This window comes from Magnetospirillum sp. WYHS-4, from assembly GCA_039908345.1.
GTDB lineage: Bacteria > Pseudomonadota > Alphaproteobacteria > Rhodospirillales > GLO-3 > JAMOBD01.
Genome location: JAMOBD010000067.1, coordinates 1 through 20,818, shown reverse-complemented (window position 1 = coordinate 20,818; position 20,818 = coordinate 1). Strand labels below are relative to the sequence as shown.

22 protein-coding genes and 1 pseudogene are annotated in these 20,818 nt (G+C 66.1%); 13 read left to right on the top strand and 10 right to left on the bottom strand.

What is annotated here, in order from left to right; all coding sequences use genetic code 11:
• Nucleotides 1-6: 6 nt before the first annotated feature.
• From H7841_15475 to ychF, 8 genes and pseudogenes are all read left to right on the top strand, one after another.
• Nucleotides 7-636 carry an ABC transporter substrate-binding protein gene (locus tag H7841_15475; GenBank protein MEO5338272.1) on the top strand — a complete coding sequence of 210 codons (630 nt, stop codon included), beginning with the start codon at nucleotides 7-9 and terminating at the stop codon, nucleotides 634-636.
• Nucleotides 637-659: 23 nt separating this feature from the next.
• Nucleotides 660-1,295, top strand: coding sequence for an ABC transporter substrate-binding protein (locus H7841_15470; GenBank protein MEO5338271.1), 636 nt, complete (start codon nucleotides 660-662; stop codon nucleotides 1,293-1,295).
• On the top strand, nucleotides 1,295-2,164 hold the full coding sequence (gene hpnC, locus H7841_15465) for a squalene synthase HpnC (GenBank protein MEO5338270.1): 870 nt from the start codon (nucleotides 1,295-1,297) through the stop codon (nucleotides 2,162-2,164). The genes H7841_15470 and hpnC overlap by 1 nt, the downstream gene beginning before the upstream one ends.
• On the top strand, nucleotides 2,161-3,264 hold the full coding sequence (locus H7841_15460; protein ID MEO5338269.1) for a glycosyltransferase: 1,104 nt from the start codon (nucleotides 2,161-2,163) through the stop codon (nucleotides 3,262-3,264). Before hpnC ends, H7841_15460 begins: the two co-directional genes overlap by 4 nt.
• Nucleotides 3,265-3,406: 142 nt before the next feature.
• Nucleotides 3,407-4,339, top strand: a complete 933-nt coding sequence (locus tag H7841_15455; GenBank protein MEO5338268.1) for a ribose-phosphate pyrophosphokinase — start codon at nucleotides 3,407-3,409, stop codon at nucleotides 4,337-4,339.
• A gap of 99 nt (nucleotides 4,340-4,438) precedes the next feature.
• On the top strand, nucleotides 4,439-5,095 hold the full coding sequence (locus H7841_15450; protein ID MEO5338267.1) for a 50S ribosomal protein L25/general stress protein Ctc: 657 nt from the start codon (nucleotides 4,439-4,441) through the stop codon (nucleotides 5,093-5,095).
• Between the two features lie 18 nt (nucleotides 5,096-5,113).
• Complete coding sequence (gene pth, locus H7841_15445) at nucleotides 5,114-5,710, top strand: aminoacyl-tRNA hydrolase (GenBank protein ID MEO5338266.1); 597 nt, start codon at nucleotides 5,114-5,116, stop codon at nucleotides 5,708-5,710.
• A gap of 3 nt (nucleotides 5,711-5,713) precedes the next feature.
• Nucleotides 5,714-6,776 (top strand): annotated as a pseudogene (ychF, locus tag H7841_15440) (redox-regulated ATPase YchF).
• Between the two features lie 48 nt (nucleotides 6,777-6,824).
• Here ychF and phbB read toward each other — a convergent pair.
• Nucleotides 6,825-7,553, bottom strand: a complete 729-nt coding sequence (gene phbB / locus H7841_15435; protein MEO5338265.1) for an acetoacetyl-CoA reductase — start codon at nucleotides 7,551-7,553, stop codon at nucleotides 6,825-6,827.
• 108 nt (nucleotides 7,554-7,661) lie between these two features.
• Nucleotides 7,662-8,837, bottom strand: a complete 1,176-nt coding sequence (locus tag H7841_15430; protein ID MEO5338264.1) for an acetyl-CoA C-acetyltransferase — start codon at nucleotides 8,835-8,837, stop codon at nucleotides 7,662-7,664.
• Nucleotides 8,838-9,021: 184 nt separating this feature from the next.
• Between H7841_15430 and budA the strand changes: the two genes are divergently transcribed.
• From budA to H7841_15410, 4 genes are all read left to right on the top strand, one after another.
• Nucleotides 9,022-9,798 (top strand): acetolactate decarboxylase, encoded by a 777-nt coding sequence (budA, locus tag H7841_15425; GenBank protein ID MEO5338263.1) that lies wholly within the window; start codon nucleotides 9,022-9,024, stop codon nucleotides 9,796-9,798.
• An 11-nt stretch (nucleotides 9,799-9,809) separates the two neighbouring features.
• A complete protein-coding gene (locus H7841_15420; GenBank protein MEO5338262.1) occupies nucleotides 9,810-10,187 on the top strand; it encodes a hypothetical protein in 378 nt (125 codons plus the stop codon).
• Nucleotides 10,184-10,546 (top strand): response regulator, encoded by a 363-nt coding sequence (locus H7841_15415; GenBank protein MEO5338261.1) that lies wholly within the window; start codon nucleotides 10,184-10,186, stop codon nucleotides 10,544-10,546. Before H7841_15420 ends, H7841_15415 begins: the two co-directional genes overlap by 4 nt.
• Nucleotides 10,547-10,612: 66 nt before the next feature.
• Nucleotides 10,613-11,323: a hypothetical protein gene (locus H7841_15410; protein ID MEO5338260.1), complete on the top strand. Its 711-nt coding sequence runs from the start codon at nucleotides 10,613-10,615 to the stop codon at nucleotides 11,321-11,323.
• Here the strand turns inward: H7841_15410 and H7841_15405 are convergent.
• The 8 genes from H7841_15405 to H7841_15370 all read right to left on the bottom strand — a co-directional run bounded on the left by H7841_15405 (nucleotide 11,310) and on the right by H7841_15370 (nucleotide 20,295).
• The gene (locus tag H7841_15405) at nucleotides 11,310-11,786 is read right to left on the bottom strand and encodes a hypothetical protein (protein MEO5338259.1); all 477 of its coding nucleotides are present in this window, start codon (nucleotides 11,784-11,786) and stop codon (nucleotides 11,310-11,312) included. The genes H7841_15410 and H7841_15405 overlap by 14 nt on opposite strands.
• Nucleotides 11,787-12,075: 289 nt before the next feature.
• Nucleotides 12,076-12,552, bottom strand: coding sequence for a hypothetical protein (locus tag H7841_15400; GenBank protein MEO5338258.1), 477 nt, complete (start codon nucleotides 12,550-12,552; stop codon nucleotides 12,076-12,078).
• A 66-nt stretch (nucleotides 12,553-12,618) separates the two neighbouring features.
• Complete coding sequence (gene pheT / locus H7841_15395; protein MEO5338257.1) at nucleotides 12,619-15,021, bottom strand: phenylalanine--tRNA ligase subunit beta; 2,403 nt, start codon at nucleotides 15,019-15,021, stop codon at nucleotides 12,619-12,621.
• The gene (gene pheS / locus H7841_15390; GenBank protein ID MEO5338256.1) at nucleotides 15,018-16,094 is read right to left on the bottom strand and encodes a phenylalanine--tRNA ligase subunit alpha; all 1,077 of its coding nucleotides are present in this window, start codon (nucleotides 16,092-16,094) and stop codon (nucleotides 15,018-15,020) included. Before pheS ends, pheT begins: the two co-directional genes overlap by 4 nt.
• Before the next feature lie 79 nt (nucleotides 16,095-16,173).
• Entirely contained in the window at nucleotides 16,174-16,539 is a 366-nt protein-coding gene (gene rplT / locus H7841_15385) for a 50S ribosomal protein L20 (GenBank protein ID MEO5338255.1), read from the bottom strand.
• A gap of 13 nt (nucleotides 16,540-16,552) precedes the next feature.
• Nucleotides 16,553-16,750, bottom strand: coding sequence for a 50S ribosomal protein L35 (rpmI, locus tag H7841_15380; GenBank protein ID MEO5338254.1), 198 nt, complete (start codon nucleotides 16,748-16,750; stop codon nucleotides 16,553-16,555).
• Between the two features lie 672 nt (nucleotides 16,751-17,422).
• Nucleotides 17,423-18,766, bottom strand: a complete 1,344-nt coding sequence (locus tag H7841_15375) for a HAMP domain-containing histidine kinase (protein ID MEO5338253.1) — start codon at nucleotides 18,764-18,766, stop codon at nucleotides 17,423-17,425.
• A 116-nt stretch (nucleotides 18,767-18,882) separates the two neighbouring features.
• Nucleotides 18,883-20,295, bottom strand: a complete 1,413-nt coding sequence (locus tag H7841_15370) for a M23 family metallopeptidase (protein ID MEO5338252.1) — start codon at nucleotides 20,293-20,295, stop codon at nucleotides 18,883-18,885.
• Nucleotides 20,296-20,404: 109 nt separating this feature from the next.
• Between H7841_15370 and H7841_15365 the strand changes: the two genes are divergently transcribed.
• Complete coding sequence (locus tag H7841_15365) at nucleotides 20,405-20,572, top strand: hypothetical protein (GenBank protein ID MEO5338251.1); 168 nt, start codon at nucleotides 20,405-20,407, stop codon at nucleotides 20,570-20,572.
• Nucleotides 20,573-20,818: the final 246 nt, after the last annotated feature.

Here is a 20,818-nt window from a genome sequence, read left to right as displayed (position 1 = left end):
ATGGCCGTGACCGGACGTCGTCGCCTGTTGGCGGGGATGGCGGCCTGCGCCCTGTTCTGGGCCGACCCCGTCGTGGCGGCGCCGCCGACGGATCTGCAGGAAGGTGCCCGGCGCCACGTGGAATCCCTGGCCGGCGAAGCCATTGCCGCCTTGACCAAGGGGCTGGCTCCGGACCGGCAGGTGGACACCTTCCGCAATTTGGTCGAACGCTATTTCGACGTCCGCACCATGGGCCGCTACGTATTCGGGGATGCCTGGACCGCGGCATCCAAGGAGCAGCGGGCCCAGTTGCTGAAGCTGTTCAGCGAATTGACGGTGCGCAGTTACCTGCAACGCTTCGGCGGCTATTCCGGCGAGAAGCTGGCCGTGACCGGATCTGTGCCGACCGCCGAAGGCGATGTCCTGGTGAAATCGAATGTGACCCACGCAAGCCGGGCACCGGTGAAAGTGGATTGGCGGGTGCGTGCCCTGGAAGGGCGCTATCGCATCGTGGACGTGTCCGTGGACGGAGTGAGCTTGGGCAAGACCCAGCGTTCCGAGGTGTCCTCGCTGCTGCACCAGAGCGGTGGCTTGGTGGACCGCTTCCTGGACGACCTGCGGGGGCGTGTCGTGCAGATGGCGGACCGGGGAAACTAAAGGAAAAACGAGGAGCCGAGACGATGCCGATCGAGACGAGCAAGCGCATGTTCCTGGCGGGGGCCTTCGCCCTGGCGCTGGCGGCCGGGATGCCGGCCTGGGCCACGGCTGGGGATTTCAGCACCGGAGCCAAGAGCTTCCTGCAGTCCCTGGGCGACCGGGTGATCGAGGAACTGACACCGAAAAATATCGACCGGGCCGAACGCGAGCGCCGCTTCCGGTCCATCCTGAAGGAGCATTTCGCCGTCGAGGCCATCGGCCAGTGGGTGCTGGGGGCTTCCTGGCGCAAGGCCAACGATGCCGAGAAGCAGGAATATCTGGCTCTGTTCGAGGACTTGGTCATCGCCACCTACGTCAACCGCTTCGAGAACTACAAGGGCGAGACCCTCAGCGTCGTCGATTCCCAGATGAAGGGTGAGGACGATGCCCTGGTCTATAGCCACATCTCCCTGCAAGAGGGCAATCCGCCGCTCAAGGTCGATTGGCGGGTGCGCCAGCGCAAGTCGGACGGCAAATTCAAGATCGTCGACGTGATCGTCGAAGGCATCAGCATGAGCCAGACCCAGCGTTCCGAATTCGCGTCCGTGATCCACAAACACGGCGGCGAGATCGCGCCCTTCCTGAGGGAACTGCGCGACCGGGTCAAGAAAGCCGCCTGATGACCGCCGCGGCCTCGGCGCCCGCCCTTCATCCCATCGAGACGCCGTCCGGCAAGGACGAAGCCTACGAGAATTTCCCCGTGGGCTCCTGGCTGCTGCCGGCCGCCCTGCGCCCTCATATCGCCCGCTTCTACGCCTTCGCCCGGGCCATCGACGACATCGCCGACAGCCCCGATCTGGCGCCCGAGGACAAGATCGCCCGCCTGCAGGGGTTCGAGGATACCCTGCTGGCCCGCGTGCCCGACGACGCGGCTTTCGCCAAGGCCGCCCGTCTGCGCGAGAGTCTGGCCGAAACCGGCGTGACGACTCGCCACGGGGTCGACCTGATCGCCGCCTTCAAGCAGGATGCGGTCAAGACCCGCTACACCGACTGGGGCGAGTTGATGGACTACTGCGACCGTTCGGCGGCCCCGGTGGGGCGCTACCTGCTCGACTTGCACGGCGGATCGCGGGACGGCTACGGGCCGTCGGACGCGCTGTGCAACGCCCTGCAGGTCATCAACCATCTCCAGGACTGCCGGGACGACTACCGAACCCTGGATCGGGTCTACCTGCCCCTCGACTGGATGGACGAGGCCGGAGCCGGGATCGAGGACCTGGATGCCGCCAAGTCATCCCCCGAACTGCGCGAGGTTCTGGACCGCTGCCTGCAGGGGGTGGAAGTCCTGCTAGCCGACGCCCGCCGTCTGCCGGCTGGGCTGCATAGCCGCCGGCTGGCCATGGAATCGGCGGTGATCGTCGAAATCGCCGACCGCCTGACCGGCCTTCTGACCCGCCGCGATCCCGTCGCCGGACGGGTGGCCCTGTCCAAGCCGGGGTTCCTCTGGTGCGGGCTGCTGGGAGTCGTCTACGCATTGGTACGCCGATGAGCGTCGCCGTCCTCGCTGTCTTGCTGGCCTGGGTGGGGCTGCTGCTGTTCCGCGGTGGCTTCTGGAAGGCCGATCAGCGCCTGAACGGGGCGCCCGACCGCGAACACTGGCCCGACGTGGTGGCCGTCATTCCGGCCCGCGACGAGGCGCCGACCATCGGCGCCACGGTCGCCTCCCTGCTCGGCCAGGACTATCCGGGCCGCTTGCACGTCGTGGTGATCGACGACAACAGCACGGACGGCACGGCCGCCGCCGCCGGGATCTCCGACCGCTTGACGACGATCGCCGGCCAGCCGCTGCCGGCCGGCTGGACCGGCAAGCTCTGGGCGGTGCACCAAGGGATCATGGAAGCCGTCCGGCAGATGCCCGATGCCCGCTACCTCCTGCTCACCGACGCCGACATCCTGCACGAGCCGGGCAACCTGCGCCGGCTGGTCGACAAGGCCGAATGGGACAGCCTCGACCTGGTCTCCCTGATGGTCCATCTGCGTTGCGAGAGCTTCTGGGAACGGCTGCTGATCCCGGCCTTCGTCTTCTTCTTCCAGAAGCTCTACCCCTTTCCCTGGGTCAACGACCCGGACAGGCGGACGGCCGGCGCCGCCGGCGGCTGTATGCTGGTACGGCGCGAGACCCTGGAACAGGCGGGCGGCATCGCGGCCATCCGCGACCGGGTGATCGACGATTGCGCCCTGGCGGCCCTGCTCAAGAAGGAGGGCCCCATCTGGCTGGGCCTGGCGCGGGACGGCACCCGATCCCTGCGCGCCTACGAGTCCCTGGGCGATGTCTGGCGCATGGTGGCCCGCACCGCCTTCGTCCAACTCGACCGTTCCGTCTTCAAGCTGGTGGGCACCGTGGCCGGCATGGCCTTCCTCTACCTGCTGCCGCCGTTAGGCGCCCTGGCCGGCCATCCTTCCGCCCTGCTGGCCTGGCTGCTGATGGCCTATGCCTACGGGCCGACCCTGGTTATCTATCGCCGCCCGGCCTGGGAAAGCCTGCTGCTGCCCGTCGCCGCCTTTCTCTATACCTTGATGACCCTGGACTCGGCCCGCCGCCACTGGCTGGGCAAGGGCGGGGCGTGGAAGGGCCGGACCTACCGCTGAGAACGGCTTCGCTGATGTCGGGGCGCCTTCCCTGCCGGCCTGACGACCCAATCGAAGCTCCCCGTTTACAGCGTGCGCCGACATTGCTACATTCCGCGCCTTCCCGCGCGGACGCGCGCGGCTCGAAGGGGACCCGAGACCCATGAAGATCCTGGCTTGCAACAGCAATCGGCCCTTGGCCGAAGCGATTTCGGCTTACCTCAACCTGCCGCTGGTCAAGGCCAGTATCCGGCGGTTCTCCGATATGGAGGTGTTCGTCGAGATCCACGAGAACGTCCGCGGCGAGGACGTCTTCGTCATCCAGTCGACTTCCTACCCGGCCAACGACCACCTGATGGAACTGCTCTGTACCCTGGATGCGCTCCGGCGCGGCTCGGTGCATCGGGTGACCGCCGTGGTGCCTTATTTCGGCTACGCCCGCCAGGACCGCAAATCCGGCCCCCGCACCCCCATCTCGGCCAAGTTGGTCGCCAACCTGATGACCACCGCCGGCGCCAACCGGGTATTGACGCTTGACCTCCACGCGGGCCAGATCCAGGGCTTTTTCGATATCCCCGTCGACAACCTCTACGGCGCGCCGGTCTTTACCAAGGACATCGAGGACCGCTATGCCGGCGAGAACATCGTCATCGTCTCGCCCGACGTGGGCGGCGTGGTGCGGGCGCGGGCCATCGCCAAGCGCCTGGACGCCGATCTGGCCATCATCGACAAGCGGCGCGAGCGCGCCGGCCATTCCGAGGTGATGAACATCATCGGCGACGTCAAGGATCGCCGCTGCATCCTGATCGACGACATCGTCGATTCCGCCGGCACACTTTGCAACGCCGCGGTGGCGCTGATGGAAAAGGGGGCCAGTAACGTCTCGGCCTATGTCACCCACGGCGTGTTGTCGGGCGGCGCGGTGGCCCGCGTGGCGTCCTCGCCCATGGATCGCATGATCATCACCGACAGCATCGTCGCCACCGAGGCGGTGCGGCTCGCCCACAACGTCGAACAACTGTCGATCGCGCCCTTGATGGCGGAAGCCATCCGGCGCATCAACGAGGAGTCCTCGATCTCCAGTCTGTTCGACTAGACACAAGGAATTCCCGCCCCGCCGAAGCGGAAGCGGGCATAAGGGCGCCGGCACCCCTGGAGGCCGGCGTATGGTCAAGACGCAAGGAGTTGAAACACGATGACCAAGATCATTCCCCTCGCGGTGCAGCCGCGCGACCGGGCCGGTAAGGGGGCAGCCCGCGCGACTCGCCGGGACGGCCGCGTGCCGGCCGTCATCTATGGCAACAAGCAGGACCCTGCCCTGATCTCCCTCGATCCCAAGGTCCTGAAGCAGCAGATCAAGGGCGGCGGCTTCTTCAGCCACGTCTTCGAAATCGAGCTGTCCGGCAACAAGGAGATGGTGCTGCCCCGCGACCTGCAGCTCGACCCCGTCACCGACCGGCCGATCCATGTCGACTTCATGCGGGTCACCAAGGACACCCGCATCACCGTCGGCGTGCCGGTGAACTTCGTCAACGAACTGGCGTCGCCGGGCCTCAAGCGCGGCGGCGTGCTGAACATCGTGCTGCACGAGATTCCGCTGGTCTGCTCGCCGGAAAACATCCCGGAACGCATCGTCATCGACCTGACCGGGCTGGAAATCGGCCATTCCATCCACATGGACCATGTCAACCTGCCGGAAGGCGTCGTTCCCGACACCCACTTCAAGGACAACACGGTGGCGACCATCGTCGCTCCCAGCGCCATGAAGTCGGAAGTCGAAGCGGCTCCCGCCGAGGCCGAGGCGGCGGCCGCTCCTGCAGCGGCTCCGGCGGCCGGCGCCAAGAAGGGCTAGGCGGCGGATCGTCGATCCATGCTGCTGGTGGTGGGCCTCGGCAATCCCGGAGCGGAATACGCCAGGAACCGCCACAACGTCGGGTTCATGGCGGCGGACAGGATTGTCCGCCGCCATGGCTTCTCGCCCTGGCGTTCCCGCTTCCAGGGCCAAGCCGCCGAAGGCCTGATCGACGGCGCCAGGGCCCTGGCACTGAAGCCCCAGACCTACATGAACGAGTCCGGCCGCTCGGTGGGCGAGGCCATGCGGTTCCATCGCATCGCGCCTTCCGAGTTGATCGTTCTGCACGACGAACTGGATTTGGCGGCCGGACGCATCCGGGTCAAGGTGGGGGGCGGGCATGCCGGCCATAACGGCCTGCGCAGCATCCAGGCCCACGTGGGACCCGACTTCAAGCGGGTGCGCATCGGCATCGGTCATCCGGGCGAGAAGACGCGGGTGACCGGCCACGTGTTGGGCGACTTCGCCAAGGCGGACGCCGTCTGGCTGGAGCCCATGCTGGAGGCCATCGCCGATTTCGCCGGCCTGTTGCTGGCGGGAAAGGATTCGGACTTCATGTCCAAGGTGGCGATGGCGGCTCCCGCCCCGCGCCCCCCCAAGGAGGAAAGGGAATAGGCCATGGCCATCAACTGCGGCATCGTCGGGCTGCCCAACGTCGGCAAGTCCACCCTGTTCAATGCGCTGATGCACCATCGAACCCAATACGGGGCGCGTCGGCGTGCCCGATTCGCGCCTGGACGCCCTGGCGGCCATCGCCAAGCCGCAAAAGATCATTCCCACCGTGCTGGAATTCGTCGACATCGCAGGTCTGGTGCGCGGCGCCAGCAAGGGAGAAGGCCTGGGTAACCAGTTCCTCGCCAACATCCGCGAGGTGGACGCGGTGCTGCACGTGGTGCGCTGCTTCGCCGACGACAATATCGTCCATGTCGAGGGCTCGGTCGATCCGATCCGCGACATCGAGACCATCGAGACCGAACTGATGCTGGCCGACCTGGAAAGCCTGGAAAAACGCATCGTGCCCCTGGCCAAGAAGGCCAAGGGCGGCGACAAGGACCTCCAACACCAGGTAGAACTGATGGAACGCTGCCTGACCCTGTTGCGCGAGGGCAGGCCCGCCCGCATGGTCGACCTGGCACCCAACGAGGTGAAGGCCTTCCGCATGCTGCAGTTGCTGTCTTCCAAGCCTGTGCTCTACGTCTGCAACGTCGACGAAGGCGCGGCGGCCGAGGGCAACGCCTTCACCGCAAGGGTGTTCGAGCGCGCGGCCGAGGAAGGCGCCCAGGCGGTGGTCATCTCGGCCGCCATCGAGCAGGAGATCGCCCAACTCGATACCGAAGCCGAAAAGAACGAGTTCCTGGAAAGCCTCGGTCTGCACGAGACGGGCCTGGCCCGGGTCATCCGCGCCGCCTACGGCCTCCTGGGCCTGATTACCTTCTTCACCGTGGGGCCCAAGGAAGTGCGGGCCTGGACCGTGCACACCGGCGCCAAGGCCCCCGAGGCGGCGGGCGTCATCCATACCGACTTCGAACGGGGCTTCATCTGCGCCGAAACCATCGGCTACGACGACTACCTGAAGCACAACGGCGAACTGGGCGCGAAGGAAGCCGGGCGAATGCGCCAGGAAGGCCGCGACTACACCGTCCACGACGGCGACGTCCTGCTTTTCCGCTTCAACGTCTAGATGGCGAGGCGGGCCGGAAGGCGACGAAGCCCTCCGGCCGGACCGCTTCTAGTACATGTGGTAACCGCCGTTGACCGACACCGTCGAGCCGGTGAGGAAGTCGGCGTCCTCGTCGACCAGGAACAGCACGGCGCGAGAAATGTCCTGGGCGCGGCCCAGGCGGCCGGTGGGGACCTTGGCGACGATCTTCTGCAGCACCTCGGCCGGCACGGCGCGAACCATCTCGGTATCGACGTAGCCCGGCGCCACCGCGTTCACCGTGATGTTGAAGCGCGCCCCTTCCTGGGCCAGCGCCTTGGTGAAGCCGTGGATGCCCGACTTGGCGGCGGCGTAGTTGACCTGGCCGTACTGGCCCATCTGGCCGTTCACCGAGCCGATATTGACGATGCGCCCGAACCGGCGGTCCTTCATGCCTGGGAATACAGCCTTGGCCATGTTGAAGCAGGACGTCAGGTTGGTGCGGATCACCGCATCCCAGTCGTCGTGGCTCATTTTCATCAGGGTGCCGTCGCGGGTGATGCCGGCATTGTTGACCAGGATGTCGATGGGCCCGTGCTCGTGCACGATGGTCGCCATGGTGTCCATGACCGCCTTGAAATCGCCGACGTCGAACTTGTAGGCAGGAATCCCGGTTTCCTCGTGGAACTGCTGGGCCGCCTTGTCGTTGCCGCCGTAGTTGGCGATCACCCGGTAGCCTTCCTCCTTCAGTTCCATGCAGATCTCGCGCCCGATGCCGCGCGTTCCGCCGGTCACCAGCGCTTGGCGATGATGTTCCATGATCGGTAGCCTCCCGTTGTTGTGTTCCAAATCATTTCCGCCATCCGGGTCCGCCCGCGCCGATTGTTGTTTTCCCCTTGTCCGGCGCGGGGAACCGACGGGCCGCGATCAGTCGCGGGCCACGCACATGGCGATACCCATGCCGCCGCCGATGCAAAGCGTCGCCAAGCCCTTCTTGGCGTCGCGCTTCTTCATTTCATGGAGCAGAGTCACCAGGACGCGGGCGCCCGAGGCGCCGATGGGATGCCCGAGCGCGATGGCGCCGCCGTTGACGTTCACCTTGTCCACATCCCAGCCCATGTCCTTGTTGACCGCCAATGCCTGGGCGGCGAAAGCCTCGTTGGCCTCGATCAGGTCCAGGTCGGCCACCGACCAGCCGGCCTTCTGCAAGGCGGCCCGGCTGGACGGAATGGGGCCGGTGCCCATGATCGCCGGATCGACGCCGCAGGTGGCCCAGGAAACGATGCGGGCCAGGGGCTCGATGCCGCGCTTGGCGGCCTCGGCGTCGGTCATCAGGACCAGGGCCGCCGCACCGTCGTTGATACCGGACGCGTTGCCGGCGGTCACCGTGCCTTCCTTGTCGAAGGCCGGGCGCAGCTTGGCCAGGGATTCGACGGTGGTGCCATGCTTGGGATGCTCATCGGTGTCGATCGTCGTGTCGCCCTTGCGGCCCTTGATGACCACCGGGACGATCTCGTCCTTGAAGCGGCCGGTCTTCTGGGCGGCTTCCGCCTTCTGCTGGGAGTTGGCGGCAAAGGCGTCCTGCTCGTCGCGGGTCAACTGCCACTTGCGGGCCACGTTCTCGGCGGTATTGCCCATGTGGTAGCCGTTGAAGGCGTCCCACAGACCGTCCTTGATCATGGTGTCCACCAATTCGGCCGTCCCCATCTTGGTGCCGTTGCGCATGTGCAGGCAATGGGACGACTGGCTCATGCTTTCCATGCCGCCGGCCACGACGATGGAAGCGTCGCCCAGCAGGATCGACTGCATCCCGAGCGCCACCGTCCGCAGCCCCGAACCGCAAAGCTGGTTGATGCCGTAGGCCGTCTTCTCATTGGGGATGCCGGCGCCGATGGCGGCTTGGCGAGCCGGGTTCTGTCCACCGCCGGCCGCGAGGATCTGGCCCATGATGGCTTCGGAGACGTCCTGCGCTTCGACCTTCGCGCGCTTCAGTGCCTCGACGATGGCGGCGCGGCCCAGTTCGGCGGCGGGCAATGCGGAAAGGCCGCCGCTGAAGGCGCCGATAGCGGTACGGGCGGCGCCCGCGATGACGACATGGGTCATGAGTCTTCCTCCTGTTGGGATGGCGAGCCGGCCCGGACGGGCCGGGAGATTGATGTTTTGGCGGAAGTGTAGTCGGCAAACCATGACGAAACAAGGATGGGATGGTGTGCAGCGCAGCAGAGGGACAACCGGCGCCGATGGAGCGAGGTTTCCTTCGGTCCCGCGAATGGACTATGATGGCGACATGCAAAAAGGTTCCCTTCGCCCACTGGCCGTTCTTGTCCTTGCCCTGTTCGCCCAGCAGCCGGCCTTCGCCGGGCCCGAGGTCTTTCAGGTCTCCACCCTTGCCGCCCTGATGGCCGGAGTCTACGACGGCGAGGTGACGGTCGGCGAGTTGCGGCGGCGGGGCGACCTGGGACTCGGAACCTTCAACCGTCTCGATGGCGAGATGGCGGTGATTGACGGCCGCGTCTTCCAGGTCAAGATCACCGGCGAAGTCCTCGAAGCGGACGACAGCCTCCGGATACCCTTCGCCCAGGTCACCGCCTTCCGGCCGCAAACCACCTTAACCCTCGACCGGGGTCTGGATCTGCCGGGCCTGGAAAGGGCTTTGGACGCTCGCGTTGCCAATCCGTCGCGCATCCAGGCGGCACGCATCGAGGGGCGCTTCGCCGCCATTCGGACGCGGAGCGTGGCGGCCCAGGCCCAGCCCTATCGGCCGCTTACCGAGATCATCCCCAAGGAACAGGCGGTTTTCGATGAGACCATGGCGGAAGGCAGCCTGATCGGCTTCCGCTTTCCCGCCCAGGCGGCGGGCGTCAACGTGCCCGGCTGGCATTTCCACTTTCTGACGGCGGATCGCAAGCGGGGTGGCCACGTGCTGGCGCTGGCGCTGGACGGCGGGACGGCGGCGCTGGAGGAAATCTCCGAACTGCGAATCGCCCTACCGGGTGGAATCGGGACGCGGACTTCCGCCACGCCCTACGATCCCAAGAAGCAGGCAACCGGCACCGACCGTTGAGGAGAACCGCCATGCCTTTCGTCAAGCGCGATGCCGCCGGCCGGATCGCGGCGGTCTACGGGGAACCGGAGGAAGATGGCTTGGAATCCATCGACGCCGCCAGCCCCGAACTGGTCGCCTTTCTCGGCAAGGGCGGAAATCCGGAAGATGCCATCCGGCGATCCTTCCATGACGCCGATGCCGGCTTCATCCGCGTCCTGGAGGATTTGATCGACGTCCTGATCCAGCGCGGCTATATCCAATTCGCCGACTTCCCCGACGCCGCCCAGCGCAAATTGAACGAACGCCGCGGGCTGCGCCGCGAGTATGCCTACCTGCAGTCCCTGTTCGGCGACGGCAGCGACGACTACTCGGGCGGGGGCGGCCATGGTGGGGGCTGGTTCCGGTGAAACGGGCATTGATCGTCGACGACAATCCTTTCCACGTCAGTCTCATGCACGAGATCCTGACGGCGCTGAATTTCAAGGTGGCGATTCGCGACGACCCCGACGGGGTCGTCGAACAGGTCATCGCCGAGCCGCCCGATCTCCTGGTGATGGATGTCCGCCTGCCGGGCATTTCCGGCCTGCGCCTCGTTCGCCGGATCAAGGACACGGAAGGCCTGGGGGCGCTGCCCGTCCTGGTCGTGACGGCCCTTCCCTTCAAGGAGGACGATTCGGACATTCGCGACTCGGGCGCCGACGCCTTCCTGGAAAAGCCTTTCGATCCGGCCGCCTTCATCATGAAGGTGCGTGAACTGGTGGCCTGACCCTCCCGCGCCGGCGCGACGACCCCGGCGCCGGATTCGGTCCATCCTGGGGGTCGGGAGGTGCTCATGGGCCGAGTCTGGATCTGCGCGGGAATGATTCTGGGACTGATGGCCGGGCCGGGTGCGGCGAAGGCCGAATGCCCGGCTTACCCTCAGGTGCCTTGGTGGGAAAACCTCACTCACGACAATACGCGGCGTTACGTCGCCATGGCCCATGACGGCGATTGGAAGGTCTATCTGGCCAAGTGGCGCTTCCAACTCGCCGACCTTGAAGGCATCTATGGGCGCGGCAGCGCCGGCCTGATCCGCAGCCACAACATCCGCCTGCAAGGGGAAGACCTGCGGCAATACATCGAAAAGGTGCGGGCGCGGATCGATGTCGTCGAATGCTTGGCTCGCGAAACGCCGATCCTGCCCAAGATGGCCCGCCGTTCGCCGGCCGAGGCCGGAGACGCCGAAGGCGAGGGCCATTTGGTCGGCAAGACGGCGAAGAAGACCGCACTGCCCGGTGCCGCCGGTGCCTTCCAGCCCGAGATAGAGACCCGCTGTACCACGGAAGGCGCGATCTTCCGGGTGGTCAACCGTGGCGCCCTCTGGCCCGGACAGGCGGACTTTCTGGTCCGGCTGGGCGGAAACCCGGTCGCGGAACGCCGCCTGCGCATGGCCGCGGGCCAAACCGTCGAATTCCGGGTCGATGGCAAGGCGTCGGCGGAATTGCGGATCGTTCCCGACTGGGACCCGCTGGACATCCGCAAGGGTCAGGTCACCTGTCCTTGACGTAGCGCCAGGTCAGGGAGCCCAATACCCGATCGATCCCTTGGCCGTCGTTGCTGAGCGGCATCAGGATGCAGCGATAGAGCAACTCGCCGCGCGGCCCATAGGCCGATCCGGAGTCCGAGATCGGTTTCTTGTAGGCCATGACGTTCTTGGAAAGGTGGGGCAGGGCTTCCGCCAGCGGCATGGGGAAGACCTCGGCGACGCTTCGTCCGACCGGCTGGTGGCGACAGATGGCGGCTACGTCGATGCCGCAACTCTCGACGGTCCAGCGTCCCTCGTCGTCCGTGGCATCGAGCACGAAGACATGGTCGGCGACGGCCGGTGCGGCCGTCACGTCCAATTCGCGGAAGGCGGGAAAGGATTCGCCGCGCAGGCGCGCGATCCACCGCTTCAGGACGCGGCACATGCCCCGCCTCTCGTCGTCGGCATCCTTGCAGAATTCGTCGATTCCAGCCTCGCCCATGCCGGATTATAGCACGACCGTCGGTTAACGATTCGTCAGCCAATAGCAGCCAGGATGGCGTCGTCGCTTGGCGTGAACCGCCCGGTGAGCCGCGTCACATTCTTGCCCAGATTGCGCATGATAGTGTTTTTCCAAGATAGAACGTCGGATCGCTGGGGAGGGACCATGTACGCGATTGCCAGACATTTCCGGGATGTCGCCAGGATACTGGGGTTCCGCTGCCTTTGCCCGCAACGGGTGGTCGTCCGCACGCCGCCTTCGGCTCGCTGACCCGATAGGCCGTCCGGCGTCAGGCCGGCGGCTTCCAGCCGGGGTGATCGAAATGGCGCGCATAGGCATCCAGCGCCTCGATCACCGCTTCCACGGCTTTCCGTCCTTCCTTGCCCTTCTTCATCCCTTCCGCGCCCTCGGCGATATGGCCGATCACGATGTGAAGCTGCCCATCGGCTTCCGGCGGCAGCTTGCAGTTGGCGACCATGAATTGGACGTGGTGGTCGATCTTGTCGGCCAGGCGGCCGATGTCTTCCTTCGGCAGGGTTCCCTCGCGAAGCCTGGGCAGGAGGAGCGCGACGTCGTCCCGGATGGCCTGCATACCCTGGCGCAGGGGGGCGTCGGTCCGCCACTTCGCCCCCTTGTTCAAGGTCAAGCCGGAGGCGTGACGGGAATGGCCATGGTCGTGGCCGTCGGCCGCCAGGGCGCCCATGCCGCCGCCGACAAGAAGACCGCCGGCCAGAATCAGCTTGAACAGGAGGGCAGGAAAGGACATCGGAAATCTCCTTGCATGGGGGCTGCCTCCCTCCTAGCGTCCGGACCCTGAACCCTTTCTGAACGGTCAGCCCCGCAGAACCCCACCCGTGGCCTTCTGGACGGCGGCGACGATCTTTCCCGACACCGCTTCGATCTCGGCATCGGTAAGCGTCTTGTCGGCGGGCTGGAGCACCACGGTGATGGCCAGCGACTTCTTACCTTCGCCCAGGCCGCCCCCCTTGAACCGGTCGAACACCCGGACATCGGAAATCAGTTGCCTGTCGGCGCCGCGCGCCGCCCGCACCACCGTTTCGGCCGTGACGGTCTCGTCCACCACGAAGGCGAAGTCCCGTTCGAGGGGCTGGAAGGCCGACAGGGTCAGGTGCGGCTTGGCCGAGCCCTTGGACTTGGGCGTCGGCAGGGCATCGAGGAAGACTTCGAAGGCCGCGACGGGGCCGTCGACGCCCATCGCCTTCAGCACCCGCGGATGGATCTCGCCGAAGCGGGCGAGAATGGCCTTGGGGCCCAGGCGCAGCGCGCCGGAGCGGCCGGGATGGTACCAGGCCGGGACCTCGGTGCCCGTCTGCAGGCTGTCAACCGGCGCCTGGGCTGCAGCCAGCACCGCCAGGGCGTCGGCCTTGGCATCGAAGACATCGACCGGACGGAGAGCGGCCGCCCAGTGCTTGGGATGACAGCGGCCGGCTCGCAGGCCCGCCGCGACCATCATCTGGTCGTCGATGGAATCGCCCTTGAACTGGGGTCCCACCTCGAACAGGGCGGCATCGGCGAAGCCACGGTCGGCGTTGCGCCCGGCTGCCGCGATAAGGTTCGGCAACAGGGACGGCCGCATGACGTCCAGGTCGGCGCTGATCGGATTGACCAGGCGCAAACAGTCCGGCACGCCGCCGAACAGGTCGGCCTGGGCCGACGGCAGGAAGGAATAGGTCACGGCCTCCACCAGGCCCCGACCGGCCAGGACCCGCCGCACGAAGGCGCGGCGGCGCTGGGACGGATTGAGGGCGGCGGCGGGGAGGACGCTGTCGCGCGGCAGCGGCGTCACCGGGATCGCCCCATAGCCGTTGATACGGACGATTTCCTCGACCAGGCAGGCCTCGCCGACGATGTCGGAGCGCCAGGAAGGCACGCCCACGTCGAAACCGTCGCCCTTGCCGACGGGAGCGAAGCCGAGGACCCGCAGGATGCGTTCCTGCTCGGCGGCCGGCAGATCGACGCCGCCCAAGGTCTTCACCCGGTCGCCGCGCAGATGGAGGCTGCGCCGCCAGGCCGGCTCCGCCCCGGCGATCACCAGGTCGGAGGCCTCCCCGCCGCAGAGGTCCAGGATCAACCGGCTGGCGATCTCGGCCCCGTCCATCAGGAAGGCGGGATCGACGGCGCGCTCGAAGCGGTAGCGGGCGTCGGTCATCGCCAGCAGCTTGCGGCCCGTCTGGGCGGTGCGGATGGGATCGAACCAGGCGGTTTCCAGGAAGACCTCGGTGGTCGCCTCGGTGCAGCCGGTGCGTTCGCCGCCGATGATGCCGGCCACGGCCTCGGCGTCATGGTCGTCGGCGATCACCGTCATCTCGCCGTCCAGTTCGTATTCCTTGCCGTTCAGGGCCAGCAGCTTCTCGCCGGGGCGGGCCATGCGGACGTGGATGTCCCCCTTCACCTTGGCCAGGTCGAAGACATGCAGCGGCCGGCCGTATTCCAGGGTCATCAGGTTGGTGATGTCCACCAGGGCCGAGATGGGACGCAGCCCCACGGCCAGCAGGCGGTCCTGGAGCCACTTGGGGCTCGGGCCATTCTTGACGCCCCGGAAGACGCGGCCGACGAAATAGGGGCAGGCCTCCTTGCGCGCGCCGTCCAGGTCCAGATGGACCCGGCGCGGGCTGGGGAAGGTTCCCTTGACCGGCTCCGCCTTGAGGGGCTTCAGCGTCCCTATGCCGGTGGCCGCCAGGTCGCGGGCGATACCGCGCACGCCCAGACAGTCGCCCCGGTTGGGGGTGATGGCGATGTCGATGACCGGATCGGCCAAGCCCATGATATCGACGGCCCGCGCTCCGATGGGGGCGTCGGCCGGCAGTTCGACGATGCCCTTGTGCTCGTCGGACAGGCCCATCTCGCGCTCGGACAGCAGCATGCCGCAGCTTTCCACGCCGCGGATCTTGGCCTTCTTCAGCACCGTATCGATGCCGGGGATGTACATGCCCTCTGACGCGAACACTCCCTTCATGCCGGCGCGGGCGTTGGGGGCGCCGCAGACCACCTCGTGGACCGTATGGCCGACGTCGACCTTGCAGATCTGCAGCTTCTCGGCGTCGGGATGGCGCAGCGCCTCCAGCACATGGGCGACCACGAAGCCTTCCAGCCCCTTGGCCCGGTCGACCATGCCCTCGAGCTCCAGGCCGATCATGGTGAGCGTCTCGCAGACGCGCTCCACCGAGGCGTCGGTTTCCAGATGCTCCTTGAGCCAGTTCAACGTGAATTTCATGCGCCGGCCCCTCTTACCAGGCTAGGAACGTCCAGGGCCGCGAAGCCGTAGTGCTTCAGCCACCGGAGGTCGGATTCGAAGAAGGTGCGAAGATCGGGAATGCCATACTTCAGCATCGCGATGCGCTCCAGCCCCATGCCGAAGGCGAAGCCCTGGTACTTGGTGGAATCGATGCCGCAGTTTTCCAGCACCTTGGGGTTCACCATGCCGCAGCCCAGAATCTCCAGCCAGTCGTCGCCGTGGCCGATGCGGAACTTGCCGCCTTCGCGGGTGCAGCCGATGTCCACCTCGGCGGACGGTTCGGTGAAGGGGAAGTAGCTGGGGCGGAAACGCACCGGCAGGTCGTCGACGCCGAAGAAGGCCCGGCAGAACTCGATCAGGCATCCCTTCAGGTGCCCCATGTGGGCGGCCTCGTCGACCACCAGGCCTTCCACCTGATGGAACATGGGCGAATGGGTGGCGTCGTAGTCGCAGCGATAGGTACGCCCCGGCACGATGATGCGGATCGGCGGCTTCTGCTTCTGCATGGTCCGCACCTGCACCGGCGAGGTGTGGGTGCGCAGCACTTGGCGGTTCCCGTTGCGCTCGCCGGGCAGGTAGAAGGTGTCGTGCTCCTGGCGGGCCGGATGGTCTGGAGGGATGTTGAGGGCGGTGAAGTTGTACCAGTCCTCTTCGATATCCGGCCCTTCGGCGACCACGAAGCCCATCTCGCCGAAGATGGCGATCGCCTCGTCGATGGTCTGACTGATCGGATGGATGCGGCCTTCCCCTTCCGGACGGGCAGGCAGGGTGACGTCGACGCGCTCGGCCACCAGCCGGCGGTCCAGGTCGGCCTCCGCCAAGTCGGCCTTACGGGCGTCCAGGGCGGCGGCGACTTCGTCCTTCAAGGCATTGAAGGCCTGGCCGGCGGCCTTGCGCTCTTCGGGTGCGAGGGTCCCCAGGGCCTTCATCAGTTCGCTGACGCTGCCCTTCTTGCCCACCAGGGCGACGCGGGCCGCCTCGATCTCGTCCAGCGTGGCGGCACCGGCCACGCGGGCCAGGGCGTCCTTGCGGATCGGGTCCAGATCGATCATCCGTCCAACCTCCAAACGACAAAGGGGAGCCAGCCCCGAAGGCGGCTCCCCTTGTTTTCCGACGCGGAACGCGTGGGCGTTACGCGGTCTTGGCGAGAGCGGCCTGGGCTTGGTCGACCAGGCTCTTGAACGCCTCGGGCTCGCGGGTGGCGAGATCGGACAGGACCTTGCGGTCCAGTTCGATGCCGGCCTTGCCGAGTCCGTTGATGAACTGCGAATAGGTCATGCCGTGCTCGCGAACGCCGGCGTTGATGCGCTGGATCCACAGGGCGCGGAAATTGCGCTTCTTGGCGCGGCGGTCGCGAAAGGCATACTGCAAGCCCTTCTCGACCTTCTCGATGGCGATACGGAAGGAACTGTGGGAGCGGCCGCGGTAACCGGCGGCGCGATCCAGGACCTTCTTGTGGCGGGCGTGGGCGGTAACGCCCCTCTTGACGCGGGCCATGGGGAATCCTCCGTCAGGCGTAAGGCATGTAAGACTTGACGAGGCGCGCGTCGCCGTCGCGGAGCACGAACGTGCCGCGGGCCTTGCGCTTCATCTGCTGCGAACGCTTGCGGAGGTTGTGGCGCTTGTAGGCCACCGCCGCCTTAACCTTGCCGGTCGCGGTAAACCGGAACCGCTTCTTGGCCCCGGACTTGGTCTTCATCTTGGGCATTTTTCGATCCTCTTCACAAAGACGAATACATGTGGCGGGTCGGCATGCCCTCGGGGCCTAGCCGCCAGGAAGGCGGGGTTTATAGCGGCTGCCGGTGGCCAATGCAAGATGGCAGACGTGCGTCCGCCTCGAGGTCAGCGGCCATTGCCCCGGACACTCGCGATTTTTTCGAGGTTCTTCTCCCGTTCGGTTTTGCGGGATTGTGTCGATGCCCTCGCTCGCTTCCGATGTCCGAAAATAAATACCGCTCCTATGATGCCGGCCCCCACGAGAACCAGTACCAGCCCTAAAATATCTTCCATACGGGCACTCCCGATGCTCATAGCTTATGAAGGATGGGGCCTATTGCCTTCCCCGGAGATCATCCAGCCTTTTATGTCCGTCGTTTCGGCAGTCTGTATCGACGCCTAACCATTATATCTATGTACATCCAGCGGGTGCGATACGCAATAAATCTTTGTCTTCATTGGTTTGGTGATGCGCTCGGTCGCGGCGACCGATGACAAGGGAGCCCGGTGAACCGGATGGGAACCATCCCTTCATCGGAACTCATGGAGAGCGCGCGGACGTCGTAGTCGATCTTCCGGAAAACCTTGCGCCCCGCAGGCTTTACGACGACACCGACCGCAAGGCTCCCCAGGCCACTCGATTTGTTGTCGACCGTCCTCCGCCTCAGGAGTGGGCGGGAAGCGTAAGCCGGAAGGTAGTCCCGGCCTCGTTGGTGGTCACCAGGGCCACGTCGCCCCCATGGGCGCGCACGACGTCGCGGCAGATCACCAGCCCCAGTCCGGTGCCGCCTTTGCGTGCCGAGCCGGCAAAGGGCTGAAACAGCTTGTCCCTTGCCTTCTGGGGCAGGCCGGGGCCGTCGTCGGAAACGTCGATGGCGATGCCGTGGCCGCCGGGCAGGGGGTAGACTTCGACATCGACCGTCGCCGCGCCCGCCTCGCGGGCATTGCGCGCCAGATTGCTTAGGGCGCGGAACAAGTGGCGCCGGTCGGCGTTGACGGTCAGTTCCGGTTGGACATGATTACGCAACGCGAAGGTCGTCTCGGCGCCGCCTTCCGGGCGCAGGGCGGCGCGGACCTCGTCCACCAGCTCACGCAAAAAAAACGGTTCGCGGTGGATACGCAGTTCGGAATCGCCCACGTAGTTGAGAGTCTGGCTGCACAGGCTGACCGCCCGGTCGATGGCGTCGTAGAGCCGGGGCGTAACCTTCTGGACCTCGGGGTCGGCGATATTGGAGAGACGATCCGAAACCAGCACGGCGGTCGCCAAACTGTTGCGCAGGTCGTGGTTGATTTTGGCCACCGCGGCGCCCAGCGTAGCTAGCCGGGCCTGCTGGCGGAGCGCGGAGCGTAGCTCTTCCTGCATCACTGCCAGTTCGCGTTGGGCGATGCCGATCTCGTCCCGGCGATCGGTGGGCGGCAGGGTGGCGGACTCGTCGTCGGGGTTGGTGCGGAAGGCCATCATGCTGGCGGTGATCCGCCGCATTGGCCGCACCATCAGCCACTGCAGCGCAAGAAAGACCAGCGTCGCGGTCGAGAAGGAGATGCCGACGGAAAGCTGCAGGATGCGGATCGAATAGTCGACCATGGCTTCGCGCAGCGGCGCCTCGTCGAGAATCAATTCAAGGACCACCGCCGGATCGTCGGGCGGCGGGCCGATCACCCGTAGCACCCGGTGGCGATCCTGGGCCAGGACGTCGAAGGCATCGCGGATCCACTCGAAGAAGGCGGTGGTCCGCAGGTCGAAGGAGGCATCGACCGCCGGCGGGATGCGGTCGGTCAAGGCCAACATGCGCATGTCGGTCCGCTTGAGCGCCACCGCGTGGACCTCCGCCTGGCGCAGGAGCTTCTGCTCCAGGTCCTCGCTCAGCATGGCATTGGGCGTGGCCTCCAAGGCCAGAGCCGCCAGGTGTCCGCGAACGATTCTTTCCTCGAGGTAGGTCTTGCGGAAGCGGCCGATGGACGGGGCGTAGATCATGACTTCGGCCACCATGACGAAAAAGATCGTCATGATCAGCAGTCGCGCCGAAAGGCCTAGGGGCTGTCGGGCTTCGGGAAAAGGGAGCGGCGCGGCATCGGACATGAGGCCAGCTTACACCCGCCGGCCCCGTCTGCCCAAGCGGCGGATCAGCGCTTGCCGTTACTGGCGATGACGGTTTCCTGGGCCAGGGCGGCATAGCGCTGGTCGTGTTCGGTCTTGACGGCCATGAAGCGCGTCAGTTCCTTGCCCTCCAGCTTGCGGCCCGACGGCATCTTCACGGTCATCGGGTTGACGTGCTGGTTCTTGACCATGATCTCGTAGTGCAGGTGCGGTCCGGTGGACCGGCCCGTCGAGCCCACGTAGCCGATGATCTCGCCCTGGCGCACCCGGCGCCCGACGGCGATGCCCTTGCCGATGCGGCTCATGTGGCCGTAAACGGTGGAATAGTTATCGGTGTGGTGCAGGCGGACGTAGTTGCCGTAGCCGCCTTCCCAACCCGCCTTTTCCACGGTGCCTTCGCCGGCCGCGTAGATGGGGGTGCCGGTGGCGGCGCCGAAGTCGACGCCTTTGTGCATCTTGGTGTAGCCCAGGATCGGATGCTTGCGCTTCCCGAAGCTGGAGGTCAGCTTGGCGCCGTCGATGGGCGTGCGCAGCAGAGCCTTGCGAGCACCGCGACCTTTCTGGTCGAAGTATTCCGGACCGTCCGGAGTCTCGAACAGATACATGGAACGGCGTTCGTCGCTGAGGATCATGGCGGCGGCCAGGATGCGGCCGTTGCGCACCAGGGTGCCGGTCTTGTCGAAGGCCTGCTCGTACATCAACTCGAAGGAATCGCCAGGCTGGATTTCGCGCTGGAAGTCGACGTCCCAGGAGAACAGGCGGATCATTTCGACCAGCACCGAGGCTGGCACGCCGGCTTCGACGGCGGCTTCGTAGAGGCTGTTCTCGATGACACCCTCGACGCGAGCCAAGCCATGGGTCAGCAGCCGCTTCTCCTTGGCCGACTTGAACTCATCGCCCTCGCGCCAGACGCGGACCATGTGATCCCACTCGGGATAGAGCGAGAATCCCAGGAAGCGGCCGTATTCCGCGCCGTCCTTGGGGGGGGCGAAGGTCAGGGTGATTTCCTGCCCGGTCTGAAGGCGGCGCGGGCTGAAGGACCGGCTCATGGCGGCGATGGCGGCGTGGGCCTCGGCAGTCGGGACGCCGGCTTCCTCGAACAGGTCGCCCAGAGTGTCGCCGCGCTGCGGGCGAACCACGACCGCGTAGGGGCCGGAAGCGGCGACGGCGCCCGTCATGTCGTCGCGCGGCATGGCCGGTGTATGGGTGTTCAGGGTCGCAGCGGCCACCGGATTGCCGAGCGAAATCGGCGCGAGGGCCATATCCATACGCAGGGGCTCGGACTTGACGGGCAGGAGGGGCGCGGCGGCAGGCGTGCCGGCCGCGGTCTCGAAAGAAGCCTCGGGAAGGGACGCGGACGTGAGGGGCTCGGGGGGCTGAGCCGAAAGCAGATAAACGGCCAATAGCGCCGCGCCGGCAGCCATGCCTCTATAGATCATGTGGCTGTCTTCCCCTCTTGATCCCTATGTGGCGCCCACTCCGGTCGGGCCGGGACGCCCCTTCCAAAAGCGCTGTCCCCGGCCCCTGCGGCCACAATCCAAGGGCACCATGACCTTGGTTACAAAATGTGTCAAGGCGTTTCCTGTCGAAATTCGTGGCGAATTCAAAGCAATCCACGGCATTTCTCATGCTAAGGCCGGTGCCGCGATCCTGATCTTCCTTGTGACGAAAGTTAAAAAAAAGCCGTTGACAGGGGGGGGCGGCGGCCGTATGTAGACGGCCCTTCGCGACGACGGGGCGCTGCCCAGGGGTTGCGGATGTGAGGTGTCGGCAACGGCGTCTCGGTTCATTGACATTGTGGAAAGAAGAAGGGATGCGTGGACGGCGGTTGACCGGGGCCTTGGGGTTCTGAGACTTGTCCGTTTGCGCAGACGCCAAACACGGCCTTCGTCGCTTACGGGCGATGGGGGACGTGAGTGAAGTTTGTGACGGATGAGCTCCGTTGGTCTTCCGGGACATGCT